Origin of the sequence: Streptomyces griseus subsp. griseus, assembly GCF_003610995.1 — a bacterium.
GTDB lineage: Bacteria > Actinomycetota > Actinomycetes > Streptomycetales > Streptomycetaceae > Streptomyces.
This window is the reverse complement of sequence record NZ_CP032543.1, coordinates 4,472,236-4,490,320: the sequence shown is the minus strand read 5'-3', so window position 1 is coordinate 4,490,320 and position 18,085 is coordinate 4,472,236. Positions and strand designations below refer to the sequence as shown.

Genomic DNA, 18,085 nt, shown 5'->3' with positions numbered 1-18,085 from the left:
ACGGTCAGCCGTCGAGGACGACCTTGGTCGTGACGGCCGGAGCGGCGCTCCGCGACGCGGTCTTCTTGCCCTTGCCCGGGTTCATCGCGTACTTGAAGGAGAATCCGACGGTGGCCTTGCCGGGCTTGCCGGCCACTTCCACCTTGAACACACAGGTTCCGGAGAGGGTGTAGACCTTCTTCTTCTTGTGCGGGCGCTTCTTGCTGCCGACCTTGGAGTGCCACTCGTAACCGACCGGGATGGCGGGGTGGTTGTCGTGGTACTTACCGTTGAGACCGGTGGCCGTGCAGTTCATCTTGGAACGCGCGATGGCCTTCAGCTTCTTGTTCGTGACCTTGAAGGACCAGGCCATCGGGTAGTAGGTCGGGTACTTGCCCGTCAATTTGACCTGGGCGTTGAGAATTCCGGCCTTCTGCTTCTTCTTGGGCGTCTTGTAGCTCTGCTTCTTCGGCGTGAAGACGGTCGTCTCCTGGGCCGCCGGTGACGGCGCCGCCTGTGCGACACCAAGCGTGCCGAGCACCAGCGCTCCGGCCACACCGGCCACGAGGGCCACGCGCCCTGCCCGCCTCCCCACGTTCACGCTTCGCGCCGAAGTCGGTGCCACGTCCAAGGGCTGGATCAGTTCGTTCCGTTCTTTCCGCAAGACTTCCCCGTTTCGGATGTGAGCAGCAACAGGTGCCGCTCGGTCACCTTGAGCCCATCATCCGAATCGCGCACAACGCCAGTGATTTTAAAGAGATTTGATCTTTTCGATCATGGGCGATAAAAAGGTGGGGCCGCATCCTCGGCAATCACCAGGTCCCGCCCGCAGGGGGAATCATCAGCAATCATCCGGTGCGCGGCACCGTCCGTTCCTGGGACGACGAATCCGGCTGGGGCGTCCTGGTCTCGCCCGAGGTCCCGGGCGAGGTCTGGACCCACTTCTCGGCCGTCCGTACACCGGACCCGGATGCGTTCGCCTCCCTGGACCCCGGCGAGACCGTCCTCTTCACCTGGGAGGAGGCCGAACAGGACGGCTACTCCTATCGCGCACTGCGGGTACAGCAGCCCGGCGACCCGGGCACCGGCTGGGACGACGCCGAGGACGAGGACGAGGACGACGAGGAGGCGGATGTGGACGCGCTGTCCGATGTCCGCATCGAGTTCGACTCGGGCTCCTGACCTCCCGGGCGGTCAGCGCGTCAGTACCCCGGTGCCCCCAGCGCCCGCAGCACATGGGCCACGAGGTCGGCGATCGTCTGCTCGTCCTGGACCGGCTTGCGCAGGACATGGCGGTAGTAGACGGGGCCGTACAGCATCTCCACGGCCAGCGGGAGGTTCGCGCCGGGCGGGATCTGGCCCTGGGCCTGGGCGCTGCGCAGCCGGGCCACCGCCTCCTCGACGCGTGGGTCGACCAACTGGTCCCTCAGCGCCTGGGCGAGGACGTCGTCGTGGTGGAGTTCGGAGAGGATGCCCGCGTAGGCCGGGCCGAAGGGCGGCACGGTGAGCAGCTTGACCGCGCCCGCCACGTGGGTGCGCAGGTCGGCACCGATGTCGCCCGTGTCCACGAACGGCGTGGCGTCCACCAGGGCGTCCGTGAACGCCTCCAGCAGGACCGCCCCTTTTGACGGCCACCAGCGGTAGATCGTCTTCTTGCTCACCCCGGCGCGGGCCGCGATGGCCTCTATCGTCACGCGCCCGTACCCCTTCTCCGTACAGAGATCGAGGGCGGCCCGCAGCGTCGCGCGGCGCGCCCTCTCGCTGCGGCGCAGGCTACTGGGCGGTGTGATCATCCGGTGAGCATAGGACGGTTTGAGCCATTCCTTATTGACAGGTCGTCGTCATAGGCCGAACAATACCCAAGCGGAAACGGAACGTACCGTGTCGTGTTGTTCCCATCTCTCCGCACCGTTCGTGCCGTTCGTGCCGCGACGAGCCGATCGGGGGACGGCTCGCCCGGCCGACGGCATGGACGACCGCCCGCCGATCCGATCCGGCCAGGTGACGGACTCCGTGCGCCCGCTCAGGCCGTGATGTCCTTCGCCGTGAAGCGGGCCCAGGCCGCCGAGCCGAACACCGCCACGTACAGGCCCTGGAGCTGGAAGTTCCGGCTCAGCTCCTCCCAGTGGACCGGCTCCCGCAGGACGTCCGCGAACGACATCCAGTAGTGCGGGAACAGATAGGGGTGGACGGCGCTCAGCTGCGGGATGCTGTCCAGGATCTGCACCGTGATCAGCAGCCCGACCGTCGCCGCCATCGCCGCGATCCCGCTGTTGGTCAGCGTCGAGACGAACAGCCCGAGCGCCGCGAACCCCGCCAGCGACGCCGCCACGACCGCCGCCGTCAGCCCGGCCCGTACCAGACCCTCGCCGAAGCTGATCCGCGTACCGGAGATCGTCGTGACCTCCCCCACCGGGAAGAGCAGCGCCCCCACCACCAGCGCCGAGGCCGCCACCACGAAGGTCGCGACCAGGCAGAAGGTGAGGACCGAGACGTATTTGGCCAGAAGCAGCCGGGTCCGACCCGCCGGAGCGACCAGCAGATAGCGCAGGGTTCCGGCGCTCGCCTCACCCGCGATTGCGTCGCCCGCGACCACCCCGACGGCCATCGGGAGGAAGACCGGGAGCGTGGCGGCGAGGGCGGCGAAGACGAGGAAGAGGCCGTTGTTGGTGACCTGCGTGAGGAACGCCGGACCTCCCGCGCCGTCCGGCCCGCCCCCGGAGCCTCCGCCGCCACCCGTCTCGATGCGGACCGCGATCCCGATGAGTACGGGGACGGCGGCGAGCACCGCGAGGAGCGCGTAGGTGCGGTGGCGGCGGAGCATGGTGGTGAGGATCTCGGAGCGGAGGATTCCGAGGGTCCAGAGGGGGTTGCGGCGGTTGCGGGGGTGGGGCCCGGTGCTCTCCGGAGCCGTGGGGGCCTCAGCCTGCGACATCGAATCCCTCTCCCGTCAGTGCCACGAACGCGTCCTCCAGCGACCCGCCCTCGATCCCGAACCACCGCACCCGCACCCCGCCGCCCACCAGCGCCGCGTTGAGGTCCGCGAGGTCCACGGTGGCGGGCGGGGCATCGGCCGTCAGCCGGTCGCCCGCCACGCTCAGGCCGGTGAGGCCGTGCCCGTCGAGGATGCGGGCGGCCTCGGCCGCATCCGGGGTCGTGACGGCGAGCCGGCCACGGGTCCGCGCGGCGAGTTCGGCGACCGGGCCCTGGGCCAGCAGCCGGCCACGGGCCATCACCGCCGCGTGCGTACAGACCTGTTCGATCTCGTCCAGCAGGTGCGAGGAGAGGAACACCGTGGTCCCCTCGGCCGCCAGCTCCCGGACCAGGGAGCGGATCTCCCGCATGCCCTGCGGGTCGAGGCCGTTGGTCGGCTCGTCCAGGACGAGCAGGCGGCGGGGCCGCAGCAGGGCGGCGGCGAGCCCGAGGCGCTGTTTCATGCCGAGGGAGTACGCCTTCGCCTTCTTGCCCGAAGCGGCGGCGAGGCCGACCCGGTCCAGGGCGTGCGCGACGCGGGCCCGGCGGGTGCGCGGGTCGGCGGTGGGGTCGGCCCGGTCGTACCGGAGAAGGTTGTCCCGGCCGCTCAGGTAGCCGTACAGCGCGGGCCCCTCGATCAGCGCGCCGACCTCCGGGAGGACCGTACGGGCGGCCTGGGGCATGGGGCGGCCGAGGACGCTGGCCGTGCCGGAGGTGGGGTCGATGAGGCCCATGAGCATCCGGATGGTGGTGGTCTTGCCGGAGCCGTTGGGGCCGAGGAAGCCGAAGACGCTGCCGCCGGGAACGGTGAGGTCGAGGCCGTCGACCGCGGGCTGACCGCCTCGGTAGCGCTTGGTGAGGCCGCGCGTCTCGATCACGGGGGCGGTGGGGCCCGGGTCCGTGCGCGGCGGGGCCGCCGCTGTGTCCGTCATGCCGGTCGCACCTCTCAGCACATGCGGGGGCCGTTCCGCCCCGCCGCGCGGGTGCACGGCGGGGCGGAACGGCCAGGGGGTGACCCCGGGACGGCCCAGAGGCCCGGGACGGCCCGGGGGTGATCCCGAAGGCCTACTTGGCGCCGTCGGCCGCCCGTACCAGCGCGTCCTTCGTCACCGCACCGACATATACCTTGCCGTCGTCCGTCACCAGGGCGTTGACGAGGCGGGTCTTGAAGACCGTGCCCGAGCCGAACTTCCCGGTGACCTTGTCGCCGAGCGCGTCCAGGAAGCCCTGGGCCTCGGCCGGGACGTCGCCCGAGCCCGCCGTGGGCAGGCCCTTGCCGCCGGGGATCTCGATGGCGGCGACCGACGTCCAGCCCTTGCCGATGACGTTGACGCCCTCGGAGTCCGCCAGCCCCTCCAGGCCGGGGATCTGCCCGGAGAACTGCTCCGGGAGCGCCTTGCGCGCCGCACCCTTCTCGTCCTTGCCGGTCTCCAGCTCGTCGGCCTCCGTCACCTTGGCGCCCTTGGGCGGGGTGAAGTCGAACGAGGAGGCGGCGGGCTTGGCGAAGTCCACCTTGGTGAAGCCCGCGTCGACCACGGCCTTGCCGCCGCTCGCCGCGGACAGCGTGAACTTCAGCGGTACGCCGTTCTCGGCGTCCACCGCGATCCGTACCGAACCGACCGTGGAGCCGTCCTGCTTCGGCTTGATGACCAGCTGGTACGCGTCACGGCCCGCCACCTGCGCGGTGCCGTCCACGGTGACCGACGTGGTGTCGCCGACCGCCGCGAGCGCCTGCTCGGCGAAGTCCTTCGGGGTGGCCGACAGGTCCTTGGGCGCCTTCGAGGCACCCTTCCCGGCGTCCGCGCCCTCGGGCGCCTCGGCGTGGTAGACCTCGTCGGACTTCGAGTCGTACGCCCAGACCTCGCCCTGGTTGTGGATGACGCTGTACTCGGAGGCCTTGCCGAGGATGGAGAGCCGCTGCTTCTCCGGGCCGTCGACGGCCACCCGCAGTGTGTGCGTGCCGGACGTCAGCTCCATGAGCTTGTCCTGCGGTGCGGCGGTGCCCGCGCCCTTGCCGTCGCCGTCGGCGCCGGGCAGGAACGAGCCCGCGAGGCCGTCGAGAGGCAGACCGAGGTCCGTGCTGATCTTGAAGGTTCCGGAGAGCTGCTCCTCGTCGGAAGCGGCGATCTTCTCGATGAGTTCCTGTGCGCTGATCTTCGGCAGGTCCGGGTCGCCGGCGTTGGCGAGTGCCGGGACGAGCCCGATGGTCGCGGCCGCCACTCCCGCGACCGCGACGGGGACGATGTAGCGCGCCGCCTTCCGGCGGCCCACGACAGTGCCCGTGGCCTCGCCGGTGGTCTCCGCGCTGTCGTTCGGTGCCATGTGTGCCCTACCTCCGTGGTCGGCGGCTTCCGTCCGGTTGCTCGTCCACTCCCTGCCGCCATGCTCACCCGATGTGGTCAGAAGTGGTTGGTATCCATCTGACCAAATCGGGCCGCCTGAAGCGTCAGCCCGGGGGATCAACCTGACTACTGCTCCGGTATGACAACCGGACGGACCACATCAGCCATCCCGTAGGGGTAGGCCCCTGCGGCGTCCTATGGGGTGACGTGTCATCAACCAGGGGAGGGCAGCGCCTCGTGCTCTCAGCCCGCGCGGTGCACCACGGCGTCGCAGAGCTCCTCCAGCGCGGACTTCGCATACCCCTCGGGCAGCGGCGCCAGCGTGGCGCGCGCCTCCTGGGCGTAGCGGACGGTGTCCTGGCGGGCCTGCTCCAGCGCCGGGTGGGCGCGCAGCCGGCGCAGCGCCTCGGCGAGGGTGCCGTCGTCGCTGAGGTCGCCGTCGAGCAGCTCCACCAGCTCCAGGTCGTCGGGCTTGCCGTCGGCCGCCGCCTGGGCGCGCAGCCGCAGCACCGGGAGGGTGGGGATACCTTCGCGCAGGTCGGTGCCGGGGGTCTTGCCGGACTCGTGGGTGTCCGATGCGATGTCGAGTACGTCGTCGGCGAGCTGGAAGGCGATGCCGAGCCGCTCCCCGTACTGCGTGAGGATGTCCACGGTGCGCTCGTCGGCCCCGGCCATCAGGGCACCGAACCGGCCGGAGACGGCGACCAGCGAGCCGGTCTTGCCGCTGAGCACGTCAAGGTAGTGGTCGACCGGGTCGCGCCCGTCGCGCGGGCCCGCGGTCTCCAGGATCTGGCCGGTGACGAGCCGCTCGAACGCCTCGGCCTGGATGCGTACGGCCTCGGGGCCGAGGTCGGCCAGGATGTGCGAGGCGCGGGCGAACAGGAAGTCGCCGGTGAGGACGGCCACCGAGTTGCCCCAGCGGGTGTTGGCGCTCTCCACCCCGCGGCGTACGTCGGCCTCGTCCATCACGTCGTCGTGGTACAGCGTGGCCAGGTGGGTCAGCTCCACGACGACGGCCGAGGGGACGACACCCGGCGCGTCCGGGTCGCCGAACTGTGACGCGAGCATGACCAGCAACGGGCGGAACCGCTTGCCCCCCGCCCGCACCAGGTGCTGGGCGGCCTCCGTGATGAAGGGCACATCACTCTTGGTGGCTTCGAGGAGCCCTGCTTCGACAGCGGCCAGGCCCGTCTGGACGTCGGCCTCAAGAGCCTGGTCCCGCACGTGCAGTCCGAACGGCCCGACGACGGTCACGAGGGCATCTCCTGTCTGCTGACGATCACACTCATTGTCGATGTGTCGCTGTCTCTCGAATCAACTCAGCGTATCCGGTCTCGTATGGATCACCGTGGGCGGCTTCCCACCACCGCCGGTATGTTCGGGATCAGCTCATACGATCAGGAGTCTCCGCTTTGTCCCACACCACCGCCGACACCGAGCCGGCCCAGCCGCCGCCCGAGGACGACCGCGCCTTCTTCGGCCAGCCGCGGGGCCTGATGACCCTGTCCGGCCTGGAGGTCTGGGAGCGGTTCTCGTTCCTCGGCATGCAGGCGATCCTGGTGCTGTTCTTCGCCGACAAGGTGGCCGACGGCGGCATGGGGATGGACCCCGGCACCGCCGCCTCCGTCTCCGCCGCGTACGGCACCCTCGTCTACCTGGTCTCCGTGGCCGGCGGCTGGCTGGCCGACCGGATCCTCGGCTCGTACCGGGCCGTGCTGTACGGCGGCATCCTCATCGCCTGCGGCCACTACTCCATGGCCGTGCCCACCGACGCGATGACCTGGGTCGGGCTCGGCCTGATCAGCGCCGGAACGGGCCTGCTCAAGCCCAACGTCGCCTCCATGGTCGGCAAGCTCTACCGCACCGACGACGAGCGGCGCGACGCGGGCTTCGCCCTCTACTACATGGGCATCAACATCGGCGCCTTCGCCGGACCACTGATCACCGGCTGGCTCGGCGACCACGCGAGCTGGCACTGGGGCTTCTCGGCCGCCGCGATCGGGATGACCTTCGGTCTGATCCAGTACGTGGCGGGCCGCCGTCACCTGGTCGGACGCAAGGAGGGCGCCGAATTCGCCCTCGCCCCGGCCGCCATGCGCCGCGCGGTGCGGCTGATCATCGGCGGGGCCGTCCTGGCCGCCCTCGTCGCCACCGCCCTGGCGCTGGCGGGCTGGCTCACCATCGACCGGTTCGTGGACGTGCTCACGGTGGTCTCGATCATCGCCCCGATCGCGTACTTCGTGGTGATGTTCCGCAGCCCCCGGGTCACCGCGGAGGAGCGCGGCAGGCTGCGGCCGTACGTCGTGCTCTTCCTGGGGTCCGTCGTCTTCAACTTCATCCTGTTCCAGGCGTACTCGACGATGATCCTGCTCGCCTCGACCAACGCCCGCACCGAGGTCCTCGGCTTCACCTTCCCCGCCAGCTGGTACGCCTCCGCGCTCGGCGCCTTCGAGGTGGCGCTCGCGCCCGTGGTGGCCGCCACCTGGGTCAGGATGGGCCGCCGCCAGCCGCACGCCTCCAACAAGATCGCCTTCGGGGTGATCCTGGGCGGCCTGTCGTTCCTGCTGATGGTCCTGCCGACGTCCGGGCACGCGGACGACACGTACAAGATGGCCGCCTGGTGGATCGTCGGCTCCTACCTGCTGCTCGGCCTCGGTGACGTACTGCTGGAGACCTCCGGGCTCTCCGCCAGCAGCAAGCTCGCCCCGAAGGCGTTCGCCAGCCAGACGATGGCCCTGTGGTTCCTGTCCCTGGCCGTCGCCAACGGCATCCAGGCCCAGATCGTGAAGCTGTACGGCCAGGTCTCCAACCCGGCGTACTTCGGCGTCAACGGGGCGATCGCGGTGGCGGCCGGGATCGCGATGATCGCCGCCGCGCCCTGGCTGAAGCGCACGATGCACCCCGTCCACTAGCGCCGTGCCGAAAGAAGGCGCCGCGTCCCCATAAGAAGGCGTCCCCCGTCCCCCACCGAGGTGACCCATGAACATCACGACCGAGTTCCCGTACGAGACCATCCGCGAGGACGTGTACATCCCGCTGCCCGGCGGTACCCGGCTCTACGCCCGGATCTGGCGCCCCCTGACCGACGAACCGGTCCCCGCGCTGCTGGAGTACCTGCCCTACCGGCTCGGCGACTGGACCGCGCCCCGCGACTGGCAGCGCCACCCCTGGTACGCGGGCCACGGCTACGCCTCCGTACGGGTCGACGTACGCGGCCACGGCAACAGCGAGGGGCTGCCGGGCGACGAGTACGACGCGCAGGAGCTCCAGGACGGGGTGGCCGTCATCCACTGGCTGGCCCAGCAGGAGTGGTGCTCGGGCCGGGTCGGGATGTTCGGCATCTCCTGGGGCGGCTTCAACTCGCTCCAGATCGCGGCGCTCGCCCCAGAGCCGCTGAAGGCGATCGTCACCGTCTGCTCGGCCGACGACCGCTACGACAACGACGTCCACTACATGGGCGGCTCCGTCCTCGCCGTCGACATGCACGCCTGGGCCGCCACCATGCTCGCCTTCGTCTCCCGCCCGCCGGACCCGGCGCAGGTCGGCGACGAGTGGAAGGAGATGTGGCTCGAGCGGCTGGAGGCGGTGGAGCCGTTCATCCACACCTGGCTGGCCCACCAGAGCCGCGACGGCTACTGGAAGCACGGCAGCGTCTGCGAGGACTACGGCGCGATCAAGGCGAACGTGCTCGCGGTCGGCGGCTGGCACGACCCGTACCGCGACACCGTCCTCCGCCTGGTCGAACACCTCGGCCCGGGGCAGGTCCGCGGGATCATCGGCCCCTGGTCGCACCAGTACCCGGACCGGGGACTGCCGCCGGGGCCCGCGATCGGCTTCCTCCAGGAGACGCTGCGCTGGTGGGACCAGCACCTGAAGGGCAAGGAGACGGGGGTGATGCGGGAGCCGCTGCTGCGGTCCTGGATCAGCGGCTCGCACCTGCCCGCCACGGTGTACGAGACGCTGCCCGGGCGCTGGGTCGGGGACGCGAGCTGGCCCTCGGAGAACGTGAACCCGGTGGCGTACGCGCTCCAGGGCGGCGAGCGGATCGTCGCCTCGCCGCAGCAGACGGGCCTGGACGCGGGACGCTTCTTCCCGTTCGGCAACGACGCGGACCTGCCGCCGGACCAGCGGGACGAGGACGCGAAGTCGGTGTCGTTCGAGTTCCCGGTCGAGGAGGCGCCGATCGAGATCCTCGGCCGCCCCCGGGTCAAGCTCCGCATCCGGATGGACGTCCCGCGCGGCCAGGCCATCGCCCGGCTCTGCGACGTGGCGCCCGACGGCTCCTCCACCCTGGTCACCCGGGGCGTCCTCAACCTCGCCGCCCGGCACGGCCGCGACCGCATCGACGACTGGACACCGGGCGAGACGGAGTCCGTCACCTTCGACCTCAACGGCATCGGCCACACCTTCCCGCCCGGCCACCGCATCCGGCTCGCGGTCTCCTCCTCGTACTGGCCCTGGATCTGGCCGCAGGCCGGCTCGGCGGGGTTCACGCTGGACGCGGACGGCAGCTTCGTGGAACTGCCGGTGCGCCGCCACACGGAGGACCCGGGGATCACCTTCGGCGAACCGGAACAGTCCGAACCGCTCGGGGTGGTCCACCCGGTCACCCTGGAGGAGCCGCGCCCCGAACGGCTCGTCGTCCGCGATGTCGCCAAGGGCGAGTGGCGGCTGGAGGTGGACCCCCGTTACGGCGGTACGCGGGTCTACCCCGACGGCCTCGAATTCACCGAGGACGCGCTGGAGACGTACACGATCCAGCAGGACGACCCGCTCTCCGCACGCACCCGCAGCGACTGGCGGATCCGGCTGCACCGGCCGGAGATGGCCTGGGACGTGGAGATCGAGACGAGCTCCGAGATCGCCGCCGACGACAACGACTTCATCACCTCGAACGAGGTGATCTGCAAGGACGGCGGCGAGATCGTCTTCCACCGCACGTGGGAGAAGCGCATTCCGCGCACGGCGGGCTGAGCCGGCCGAAGGCCGCACCGGAGGGTCCCCCCGGATTTCCGGGGGGACCCTCCGAACTTTCCGGGCAATACGTGCAGTTGGTGATAGTCAGGGCACTGCCGTGGGGCAGGGCCTCCGACGTAACGTGTCCTCCACACGACCTGGAAAGCGAGGCAGCAACACATGCCCGAGCAGAGCAGCCCGCTCGACCTGCCCGAGGGCGACCCCTTCGGCCCGCACAACCTCCCCTACGGTGTGTTCTCCACCCCCGACCACCCCGAGGACCGCCGGGTCGGCGTCCGCATCGGCAACCACGTGCTGGACGCCGGCGCCGCCGCCCACGCGCTCGGCTCCCCGTACGCCGGGCTGCTGGCCCAGCCGAGCCTGACGCCGCTGCTCGCGGCGGGCCGCACCGCCTGGCGGGATGTGCGCCGCGCGCTCACCGCCTGGCTGACGGTCCCGGGCCACCGCGCGGACATCGAACCGCTGCTGCACCCGGTCGACGCGGTGACCCTGCACCTGCCGTACGAGGTCGCGGACTACGTCGACTTCTACGCCAGCGAGCACCACGCCACCAACGTCGGGCAGATCTTCCGGCCGGACGGCGACGCGCTCACCCCCAACTGGAAGCATCTGCCGATCGGTTACCACGGGCGCTCCGGCACCGTCGTGGTCTCGGGTACGGACGTGGTGCGCCCCAGCGGCCAGCGCAAGGCGCCCACCGACCCGGCACCCGTCTTCGGGCCCTCGGTGAAGCTGGACATCGAGGCCGAGGTCGGCTTCGTCGTCGGCGTCCCCTCCGCCCACGGCACCCCGGTCCCGCTCGCCGACTTCCGCGAGCACGTCTTCGGGCTCTCGCTGCTCAACGACTGGTCGGCGCGCGACCTCCAGGCCTGGGAGTACGTGCCGCTCGGCCCGTTCCTGGGCAAGTCCTTCGCCACCTCCGTATCGGCGTGGGTCACCCCGCTGGAGGCCCTGGACGCGGCCCGCACCACCCCGCCGGCCCGGGACGTTCCCCTCCTCCCCTACCTCGACGACGCGAACGAGGAGGAGCACGGCGGCTTCGACATCCGGATCACGGTCGAGATCAACGGCCAGGTCGTCGCCGAGCCGCCGTTCGCCTCGATGTACTGGACGGCCGCCCAGCAGCTCGCCCACACGACGGTGAACGGCGCATCGCTGCGGACCGGTGACCTCTACGGCTCCGGCACGGTCAGCGGCCCCGAGACCACCCAGCGCGGCTCCCTCCTGGAGCTCACCTGGAACGGCCGCGACGCGCTGGAACTCCCCGAGGGCAAGCGGACGTTCCTGGAGGACGGCGACACGGTCACGCTGACCGCCTGGGCCCCCGGCCCGCACGGCACCCGCGTGGGCCTCGGCGACGTGACCGGCAGGATCGTCACGGCACCATGACGTACGAGGCTCCTGTACTGACGCTCCCCGAGGAGCTGATCCTGCTCACCCTGGACCCGGGGAGCGGCAAGCCGTTGTGCAAGGCCGCGTTCCTGGCGTACGGGACGGCCGGCGCCGCCCTCGCGGAGCTGGAGCTCCAGGGGCGCATACGCGAGGAGCACGGCCGGGTCCAGGTGGTGAACCCGCTGCCCCCGGCCGACCCGCACCTCGCCGGCCTGCTGCGGACCCTGCCCCAGTCCAAGGGCCGCCGCTCCGGGATGCGCGCCCGGCAGTGGGTGGACGACTTCGACCGGCATGTCCGGGAGAGGTACCTGGACTCCCTGGTGGAGCGCTCCCTGCTGTCCCGGGAGACCCGCCGCTTCCTCGGCCTGTTCCCGTACCACCGCCACTTCCCGGTCCACCCGGACCTCGTACCGGGCATCCGCAGGCGGTTCACCCTGGCCGAGGAGGCGGGCTACCCGGATCACCGAGACCAGGTCCTGGCCGCCCTGGTCTCCGCGATCGGCCTCGCCGGCCGACTGACCCGCAACGGCCGCCCCGGCCGCACGGCGATGAAGGTCCTGCGCCGCTCCCAGTGGACGGCGATGGCCGTCCACCACAACGTCAAGAAGCACGAGTCCGGCAGCGGCGGAGACGACGGCGGGAGCGGCGACAGCGGGAACAGCGGGGATAGCGGGGACAGCGGCGGGGGCGGCTGCGGCAGTGGCTGCGGCGGGGGCGGCGACTGATGGGCCCGGGGGATGTGTTCCGGTCAGCAGTGCGTGAGGCGTTCTCACGCTCAGGGGAGCGTGATCCGTTCCCGGCGGTGGGGCCGGTCCGGGCCGCGAGACTTCCCGGCAGGCCGACACCGACGTACGACGACGCCGAGGGGCCCGAGCCGTCGTGGACGGTCCCGCCCGAAGGCGGCCGGACCGCCGATGACCTGGACATCCGCCCAGGCCCCACCGCCCGGGCGCACCTCACTGGTACTCGGGCGGCTCCTCGTCCCAGGCGAACTCGGGGTCGCTGTGGTGCGGGGCGGCCGGGGCCGCGGGAGTCTTCGTGCGGGCCGGGGGCGTTGCCGTGCGGGGTGCGGGGGGCGTCGGCGCGGAGGGTTCCGGAGCTGCCGCTCCGGGAGCCGCCTCCGCCAGGACCTCCAGCACGCCCTCCCCGTACGTCGCGAGCTTCTTCTCGCCCAGGCCGCTGATGCCGCCCAGCTCCGCCAGTGACGTCGGGTGGACCGTCGCGACCTCCCGCAGCGTCGCGTCGTGGAAGATCACGTACGCCGGGACGCCCTGTTCCTTGGCCGTCGCTCCGCGCCAGGCGCGCAGCGCCTCGAAGACCGGGACGGCGGAGGCGGGGAGGTCGGCCACCGCTGCCTTGCCCTTGGCGGACTTGGAGCCGCCTGGCGAGGACGACGAGCGGGTCGTGGGCTTCTTCGGCTCCTTGCGGAGCAGGACCTCGCGCTCGCGGCCGAGGACCGTGGCGCTCTCGTCGGTGAGGACCAGCGTGCCGTACTCGCCTTCCACCGCGAGCAGGCCCTGCGCCAGCAGCTGGCGGACCACGCCGCGCCACTCCGCCTCGGCCAGCTCCTCGCCGATGCCGAAGACCGAGAGCTGGTCGTGGTCGAACTGGATGACCTTGGCGGTCTTGCGGCCGAGCAGGATGTCGATGATCTGGCCGGCGCCGAACTTCTGGTTCCGCTCGCGCTTGAGGCGCACCACCGTGGAGAGCAGTTTCTGCGAGACGACCGTGCCGTCCCAGGTCTCCGGCGGGGTCAGGCAGGTGTCGCAGTTGCCGCAGTTGGCGGCCGTGGGCTCCTGGCCGAAGTAGGTGAGCAACTGGGACCGGCGGCACTGGACCGTCTCGCAGAGCGCCAGCATCGAGTCCAGGTGGGCGGCGGCCCGGCGGCGGTGGGCCTCGTCGCCCTCGCCGCCCTGGATGAGCTTGCGCTGCTGGACGACGTCCTGGAGTCCGTACGCCATCCAGGCCGTCGACGGCTCCCCGTCCCGGCCCGCGCGGCCGGTCTCCTGGTAGTACCCCTCGACGGACTTCGGGAGATCCAGGTGGGCGACGAAGCGGACGTCCGGCTTGTCGATGCCCATGCCGAAGGCGATGGTCGCGACGACGACGAGGCCCTCCTCACGGAGGAAGCGCGCCTGGTGCGTCGCGCGCGCGGAGGCGTCGAGGCCCGCGTGGTACGGCACGGCGTTGATGCCGTTGCGGGTCAGATACTCCGCGATCTTCTCCGTGGAGGCGCGCGAGAGGCAGTAGACGATGCCCGCGTCCCCCTCGTGCTCCTCCTGGAGGAAGGTGAGGAGCTGCTTCTTGGGGTCGGACTTCGGGACGATCCGGTACTGGATGTTGGGGCGGTCGAAGCTGGCGACGAAGTGCTTCGCGTCCGGCATGCCGAGGCGGCGGGTGATCTCCTGGTGCGTGGCGTCCGTGGCGGTCGCCGTCAGGGCGATGCGCGGGACGTCGGGCCAGCGCTCGCCGAGCACGGACAGGGCCAGATAGTCCGGGCGGAAGTCGTGGCCCCACTGGGCGACGCAGTGCGCCTCGTCGATCGCGAAGACGGAGATCTCGCCCCGGGCCAGCAGCGAGAGCGTGGAGTCCAGCCGCAGCCGCTCCGGCGCCAGGTAGAGCAGGTCCAGCTCGCCCGCGAGGAACTGCGCCTCCATGGAGCGGCGCTCGTCGAAGTCCTGCGTGGAGTTCATGAAGCCGGCCCGCACACCGAGCGCGCGCAGGGCGTCGACCTGGTCCTGCATGAGAGCGATCAGCGGGGAGACGACGACCCCGGTACCGCGCCTGACCAGGGACGGGATCTGGTAGCAGAGGGACTTTCCGCCGCCGGTCGGCATGAGCACGACGGCGTCCCCGCCGCCCACCACATGCTCGATGACCGCGCCCTGCTCACCGCGGAACGCGTCGTATCCGAAGACCCGGTGCAGCGTCCGCTGCGCCTCGGTCTCCGAGCTGTCAGCGGTGTCGGTCCCGTCGCCGGTCGCCGTCCCGGTCACATCCATGGTCACGCTTTCCAATGCTCTGTCCCCCGAGGCCCCCGGCCGTCCGGTCCGTAAGACCTGCCGTCCGCGCCGTCCGGCCCTTGTCCGTCCGCTCTCCGTCCCCGACCACGATAGGCGCCTCCTACGACAACGCCGGACGGTCTGTGGATAAAGACCGTCCGGCGCTGTCCGAGGAGTGTTCCGCCTACCGCACGAAGACTCCCGCCTGGCCCGCGAGGTCCAGGAAATACTGCGGAGCCAGGCCCAGCACCAGCGTGACCGCCACCCCGACCGCGATCGTCGTCATGGTCAGCGGGGACGGGACGGCGACCGTGGGGCCGTCCGCCTTCGGCTCGCTGAAGAACATCAGGACGATCACGCGGATGTAGAAGAAGGCCGCGATCGCCGACGAGATCACACCGACGACGACCAGCGCACCCGCTCCGCTCTCCGCCGCCGCCTTGAAGACCGCGAACTTGCCGGAGAAGCCCGAGGTGAGCGGGATCCCGGCGAAGGCGAGCAGGAACACCGCGAAGACCGCCGCGGTCAGCGGCGAGCGGCGGCCGAGCCCGGCCCACTTCGACAGGTGCGTGGCCTCGCCGCCCGCGTCCCGTACCAGCGTGACGACGGCGAACGCGCCGACCGTCACGAAGGAGTAGGCGCCCAGGTAGAAGAGGACCGAGGAGACCCCCTCCGGGCTGGTCGCGATGACACCGGCGAGGATGAACCCCGCGTGCGCGATCGAGGAGTAGGCCAGCAGCCGCTTGATGTCGGTCTGGGTGATCGCGACGACCGCCCCGCCCAGCATCGTGATGATGGCCACGGCCCACAGCACCGGCCGCAGGTCCCAGGTGAGCCCGGGGAGCGCCACGTACAGCAGGCGCAGCAGCGCACCGAACGCGGCGACCTTGGTCGCGGCGGCCATGAAGCCGGTGACCGGGGTCGGGGCGCCCTGGTAGACGTCCGGGGTCCACATGTGGAACGGGACGGCACCGACCTTGAAGAGCAGGCCGACCAGGATCAGCGCGCCGCCGATGAGCAGCAGCGCGTCGTTGCCCATGGTCCCGGCGAGGGCCGGGTCGATCTCCAGCACCGAGCCGTCGACGACGTTGGCGATGGTGGCGTACGAGAGGGAGCCCGCGTAGCCGTAGAGGAGGGCGATCCCGAAGAGCAGGAACGCCGAGGAGAACGCGCCGAGCAGGAAATACTTCACGGCCGCCTCCTGCGACATCAGCCGCTTGCGGCGGGCGACGGCGCACAGGAGGTAGAGCGGGAGCGAGAAGACTTCCAGCGCGATGAAGAGGGTCAGCAGGTCGTTGGCGGCGGGGAAGACGAGCAGGCCCGCCACCGAGAAGAGGGTCAGCGGGAAGACCTCGGTGGTGGCGAAGCCCGCGCGGACGGCGGCCTTCTCGGCGTCGCTGCCGGGGACCGTACCGGCCTGGGCGGCGAAGGAGTCGACCCGGTTGCCGTGGGCCGTGGGGTCCAGCCGCCGCTCGGCGAAGGTGAAGACGGCCACCACGGCGACCAGGAGAATGGTCCCCTGGAGGAACAGGGTGGGGCCGTCGATCGCGATGGCGCCCATGGCCGCGATCTGGGCCTTCGTGGTGGCGTACCCGCCGGCCGCGAGGGAGACCACGGCGGCGAACGCGGCGGCCAGCGCCACCACGCTCAGCAGGAGCTGGGAGTGGTAGCGGGCCTTACGCGGGACGAAGGCCTCCACCAGGATGCCCAGGACCGCACCGATCACGATGATCAGGACGGGTGCGAGCTGGGCGTACTCGATCGTGGGCGCCGTGAAGCGGTCCCCCGGAGCTGCCGATGTCACCCCGCTCGCCGTCGTCCACAGGCTGTGGACAGCTGTTGCGCTCACTTGGCGGCCTCCACCTCGGGCTGGGGGTCCTTCTTCTGTACGTCGGACATGGTGTGCTCGACCGCCGGGTTGACGACCTCGGTGAGCGGCTTCGGGAAGACGCCCAGGAAGAGCAGCACCGCGATCAGCGGCACGGCGACCACCAGCTCACGCGCCTTGAGGTCGGGCATGGTGCGGACCGACGCGTTGACCGGACCGGTCATCGTCCGCTGGTAGAGGACCAGGACGTAGATCGCGGCGAGCACGATGCCGGTGGTGGCGATGATCCCGGCCACCGGATAGGCGCTGAACGTGCCGACCAGCACCAGGAACTCACTGACGAACGGGGCGAGCCCCGGCAGCGACAGCGTCGCCAGACCGCCGATGAGGAAGGTGCCCGCCAGCACGGGGGCGACCTTCTGCACCCCGCCGTAGTCCGCGATGAGCCGCGAACCGCGCCGGGTGATGAGGAATCCGGCGACCAGCAGCAGCGCGGCGGTGGAGATGCCGTGGTTGACCATGTAGAGCGTGGCGCCCGACTGGCCCTGGCTGGTCATCGCGAAGATGCCCAGGATGATGAAGCCGAAGTGCGAGATCGAGGCGTAGGCGATGAGCCGCTTGATGTCGCGCTGGCCGACCGCGAGCAGCGCTCCGTAGACGATGGAGACGAGCGCCAGGGCGATGACGACCGGGGTCGCCCACTTGCTGGCCTCCGGGAAGAGCCCGAGGCAGAAGCGGAGCATCGCGAAGGTGCCGACCTTGTCGACGATCGCGGTGATGAGGACGGCGACCGGTGCGGTCGCCTCGCCCATCGCATTGGGCAGCCAGGTGTGCAGCGGCCAGAGCGGGGCCTTGATCGCGAAGGCGAGGAAGAACCCGAGGAAGAGCCACCGCTCGGTGGAGGTCGCCATCTCCAGGGTGCCGTCGGCCCGGGCCGCCGCGATCTCGGAGAGCGAGAAGCTGCCCGCGACCACGTAGAGCCCGATGACGGCGGCCAGCATGATCAGGCCGCCGGCCAGGTTGTAGAGGAGGAACTTGACCGCCGCGTACGAGCGTTGCTTCGCGGCGTTCTCGTCGGTGCCCGCGTGGGCCCGGTCACCGAAGCCGCCGATGAGGAAGTACATCGGGATGAGCATGGCTTCGAACAGGATGTAGAAGAGGAAGACGTCGGTCGCGAGGAACGACAGGATCACCATGGCCTCGACCATGAGGATCAGCGCGAAGAAGCCCTGGGTGGGGCGCCAGCGCGAGGACTTCGTCTCCAGGGGGTCGGCGTCGTGCCAGCCGGCCACGATGACGAACGGGATCAGCAGCGCGGTGAGCCCGAGCAGGGCCACCCCGATGCCGTCCACGCCCAGTTCGTACCGGACACCGAAGTCGGCGATCCAGGCCTTGGACTCGGTCAGCTGATAGCGGTCGCCGCCCGGCTCGAAGCGGGCGAAGACGACGCCCGCCAGCACGAGCGTGGAGAGCGAGAAGAACAGCGCGACCCACTTGGCCACGGTGCGCTGTGCGGCGGGGACGGCGGCGGTGGCGATGGCTCCGATGGCCGGGAGCGCCGCCGTCGCGGTCAGGAGGGGAAAGGACATGTG

Annotated in this window: 14 protein-coding genes; 5 read left to right on the top strand and 9 right to left on the bottom strand. The window is 70.8% G+C overall.

Features of this window, described 5'->3' with window-relative positions; genetic code table 11:
* Positions 1 to 4: 4 nt before the first annotated feature.
* Entirely contained in the window at positions 5 to 553 is a 549-nt protein-coding gene (locus tag D6270_RS20270) for a hypothetical protein (protein WP_109164150.1), read from the bottom strand.
* Positions 554 to 834: 281 nt separating this feature from the next.
* Between D6270_RS20270 and D6270_RS33845 the strand changes: the two genes are divergently transcribed.
* Positions 835 to 1,161: a cold-shock protein gene (locus D6270_RS33845; RefSeq protein ID WP_109164151.1), complete on the top strand. Its 327-nt coding sequence runs from the start codon at positions 835 to 837 to the stop codon at positions 1,159 to 1,161.
* A gap of 20 nt (positions 1,162 to 1,181) precedes the next feature.
* Here the strand turns inward: D6270_RS33845 and D6270_RS20260 are convergent, their stop codons facing one another.
* The 5 genes from D6270_RS20260 to D6270_RS20240 all read right to left on the bottom strand — a co-directional run bounded on the left by D6270_RS20260 (position 1,182) and on the right by D6270_RS20240 (position 6,548).
* Positions 1,182 to 1,772 (bottom strand): TetR/AcrR family transcriptional regulator, encoded by a 591-nt coding sequence (locus D6270_RS20260; RefSeq protein ID WP_109164152.1) that lies wholly within the window; start codon positions 1,770 to 1,772, stop codon positions 1,182 to 1,184.
* A gap of 230 nt (positions 1,773 to 2,002) precedes the next feature.
* Positions 2,003 to 2,914: an ABC transporter permease gene (locus tag D6270_RS20255; protein ID WP_109164153.1), complete on the bottom strand. Its 912-nt coding sequence runs from the start codon at positions 2,912 to 2,914 to the stop codon at positions 2,003 to 2,005.
* On the bottom strand, positions 2,901 to 3,884 hold the full coding sequence (locus D6270_RS20250) for an ABC transporter ATP-binding protein (RefSeq protein ID WP_109164154.1): 984 nt from the start codon (positions 3,882 to 3,884) through the stop codon (positions 2,901 to 2,903). The genes D6270_RS20255 and D6270_RS20250 overlap by 14 nt, the downstream gene beginning before the upstream one ends.
* A gap of 133 nt (positions 3,885 to 4,017) precedes the next feature.
* Entirely contained in the window at positions 4,018 to 5,274 is a 1,257-nt protein-coding gene (locus tag D6270_RS20245; protein ID WP_109164155.1) for a LolA family protein, read from the bottom strand.
* A 263-nt stretch (positions 5,275 to 5,537) separates the two neighbouring features.
* Entirely contained in the window at positions 5,538 to 6,548 is a 1,011-nt protein-coding gene (locus D6270_RS20240; protein WP_109164156.1) for a polyprenyl synthetase family protein, read from the bottom strand.
* 158 nt (positions 6,549 to 6,706) lie between these two features.
* On the opposite strand from D6270_RS20240, the gene D6270_RS20235 reads away from it, so the two are divergent.
* From D6270_RS20235 to D6270_RS20220, 4 genes are all read left to right on the top strand, one after another.
* The gene (locus tag D6270_RS20235; RefSeq protein ID WP_109164157.1) at positions 6,707 to 8,206 is read left to right on the top strand and encodes a peptide MFS transporter; all 1,500 of its coding nucleotides are present in this window, start codon (positions 6,707 to 6,709) and stop codon (positions 8,204 to 8,206) included.
* 67 nt (positions 8,207 to 8,273) lie between these two features.
* Positions 8,274 to 10,268 carry a CocE/NonD family hydrolase gene (locus D6270_RS20230; RefSeq protein WP_109164158.1) on the top strand — a complete coding sequence of 665 codons (1,995 nt, stop codon included), beginning with the start codon at positions 8,274 to 8,276 and terminating at the stop codon, positions 10,266 to 10,268.
* A gap of 162 nt (positions 10,269 to 10,430) precedes the next feature.
* Positions 10,431 to 11,660, top strand: a complete 1,230-nt coding sequence (gene fahA / locus D6270_RS20225; RefSeq protein ID WP_109164159.1) for a fumarylacetoacetase — start codon at positions 10,431 to 10,433, stop codon at positions 11,658 to 11,660.
* The gene (locus tag D6270_RS20220) at positions 11,657 to 12,388 is read left to right on the top strand and encodes a GOLPH3/VPS74 family protein (protein ID WP_109164160.1); all 732 of its coding nucleotides are present in this window, start codon (positions 11,657 to 11,659) and stop codon (positions 12,386 to 12,388) included. Before fahA ends, D6270_RS20220 begins: the two co-directional genes overlap by 4 nt.
* A gap of 231 nt (positions 12,389 to 12,619) precedes the next feature.
* On the opposite strand, the gene recQ is transcribed toward D6270_RS20220, so the two are convergent.
* From recQ to D6270_RS20205, 3 genes are all read right to left on the bottom strand, one after another.
* Complete coding sequence (gene recQ, locus D6270_RS20215; protein WP_109164161.1) at positions 12,620 to 14,665, bottom strand: DNA helicase RecQ; 2,046 nt, start codon at positions 14,663 to 14,665, stop codon at positions 12,620 to 12,622.
* 184 nt (positions 14,666 to 14,849) lie between these two features.
* Complete coding sequence (nuoN, locus tag D6270_RS20210; protein WP_109164162.1) at positions 14,850 to 16,514, bottom strand: NADH-quinone oxidoreductase subunit NuoN; 1,665 nt, start codon at positions 16,512 to 16,514, stop codon at positions 14,850 to 14,852.
* Positions 16,511 to 18,082 carry an NADH-quinone oxidoreductase subunit M gene (locus tag D6270_RS20205; RefSeq protein ID WP_109164163.1) on the bottom strand — a complete coding sequence of 524 codons (1,572 nt, stop codon included), beginning with the start codon at positions 18,080 to 18,082 and terminating at the stop codon, positions 16,511 to 16,513. Before D6270_RS20205 ends, nuoN begins: the two co-directional genes overlap by 4 nt.
* Positions 18,083 to 18,085 lie beyond the last annotated feature (3 nt).

Bases quoted from the DNA above. Each gene is read 5' to 3' on its own strand.
- D6270_RS20260 (WP_109164152.1), bottom strand. From the start codon at position 1,772: ATGATCACACCGCCCAGTAGCCTGCGCCGCAGCGAGAGGGCGCGCCGC.
- D6270_RS20255 (WP_109164153.1), bottom strand. From the start codon at position 2,914: ATGTCGCAGGCTGAGGCCCCCACGGCTCCGGAGAGCACCGGGCCCCAC.
- D6270_RS20250 (WP_109164154.1), bottom strand. From the start codon at position 3,884: ATGACGGACACAGCGGCGGCCCCGCCGCGCACGGACCCGGGCCCCACC.
- D6270_RS20245 (WP_109164155.1), bottom strand. From the start codon at position 5,274: ATGGCACCGAACGACAGCGCGGAGACCACCGGCGAGGCCACGGGCACT.
- D6270_RS20230 (WP_109164158.1), top strand. From the start codon at position 8,274: ATGAACATCACGACCGAGTTCCCGTACGAGACCATCCGCGAGGACGTG.
- fahA (WP_109164159.1), top strand. From the start codon at position 10,431: ATGCCCGAGCAGAGCAGCCCGCTCGACCTGCCCGAGGGCGACCCCTTC.
- D6270_RS20220 (WP_109164160.1), top strand. From the start codon at position 11,657: ATGACGTACGAGGCTCCTGTACTGACGCTCCCCGAGGAGCTGATCCTG.
- recQ (WP_109164161.1), bottom strand. From the start codon at position 14,665: ATGGATGTGACCGGGACGGCGACCGGCGACGGGACCGACACCGCTGAC.
- D6270_RS20205 (WP_109164163.1), bottom strand. From the start codon at position 18,082: ATGTCCTTTCCCCTCCTGACCGCGACGGCGGCGCTCCCGGCCATCGGA.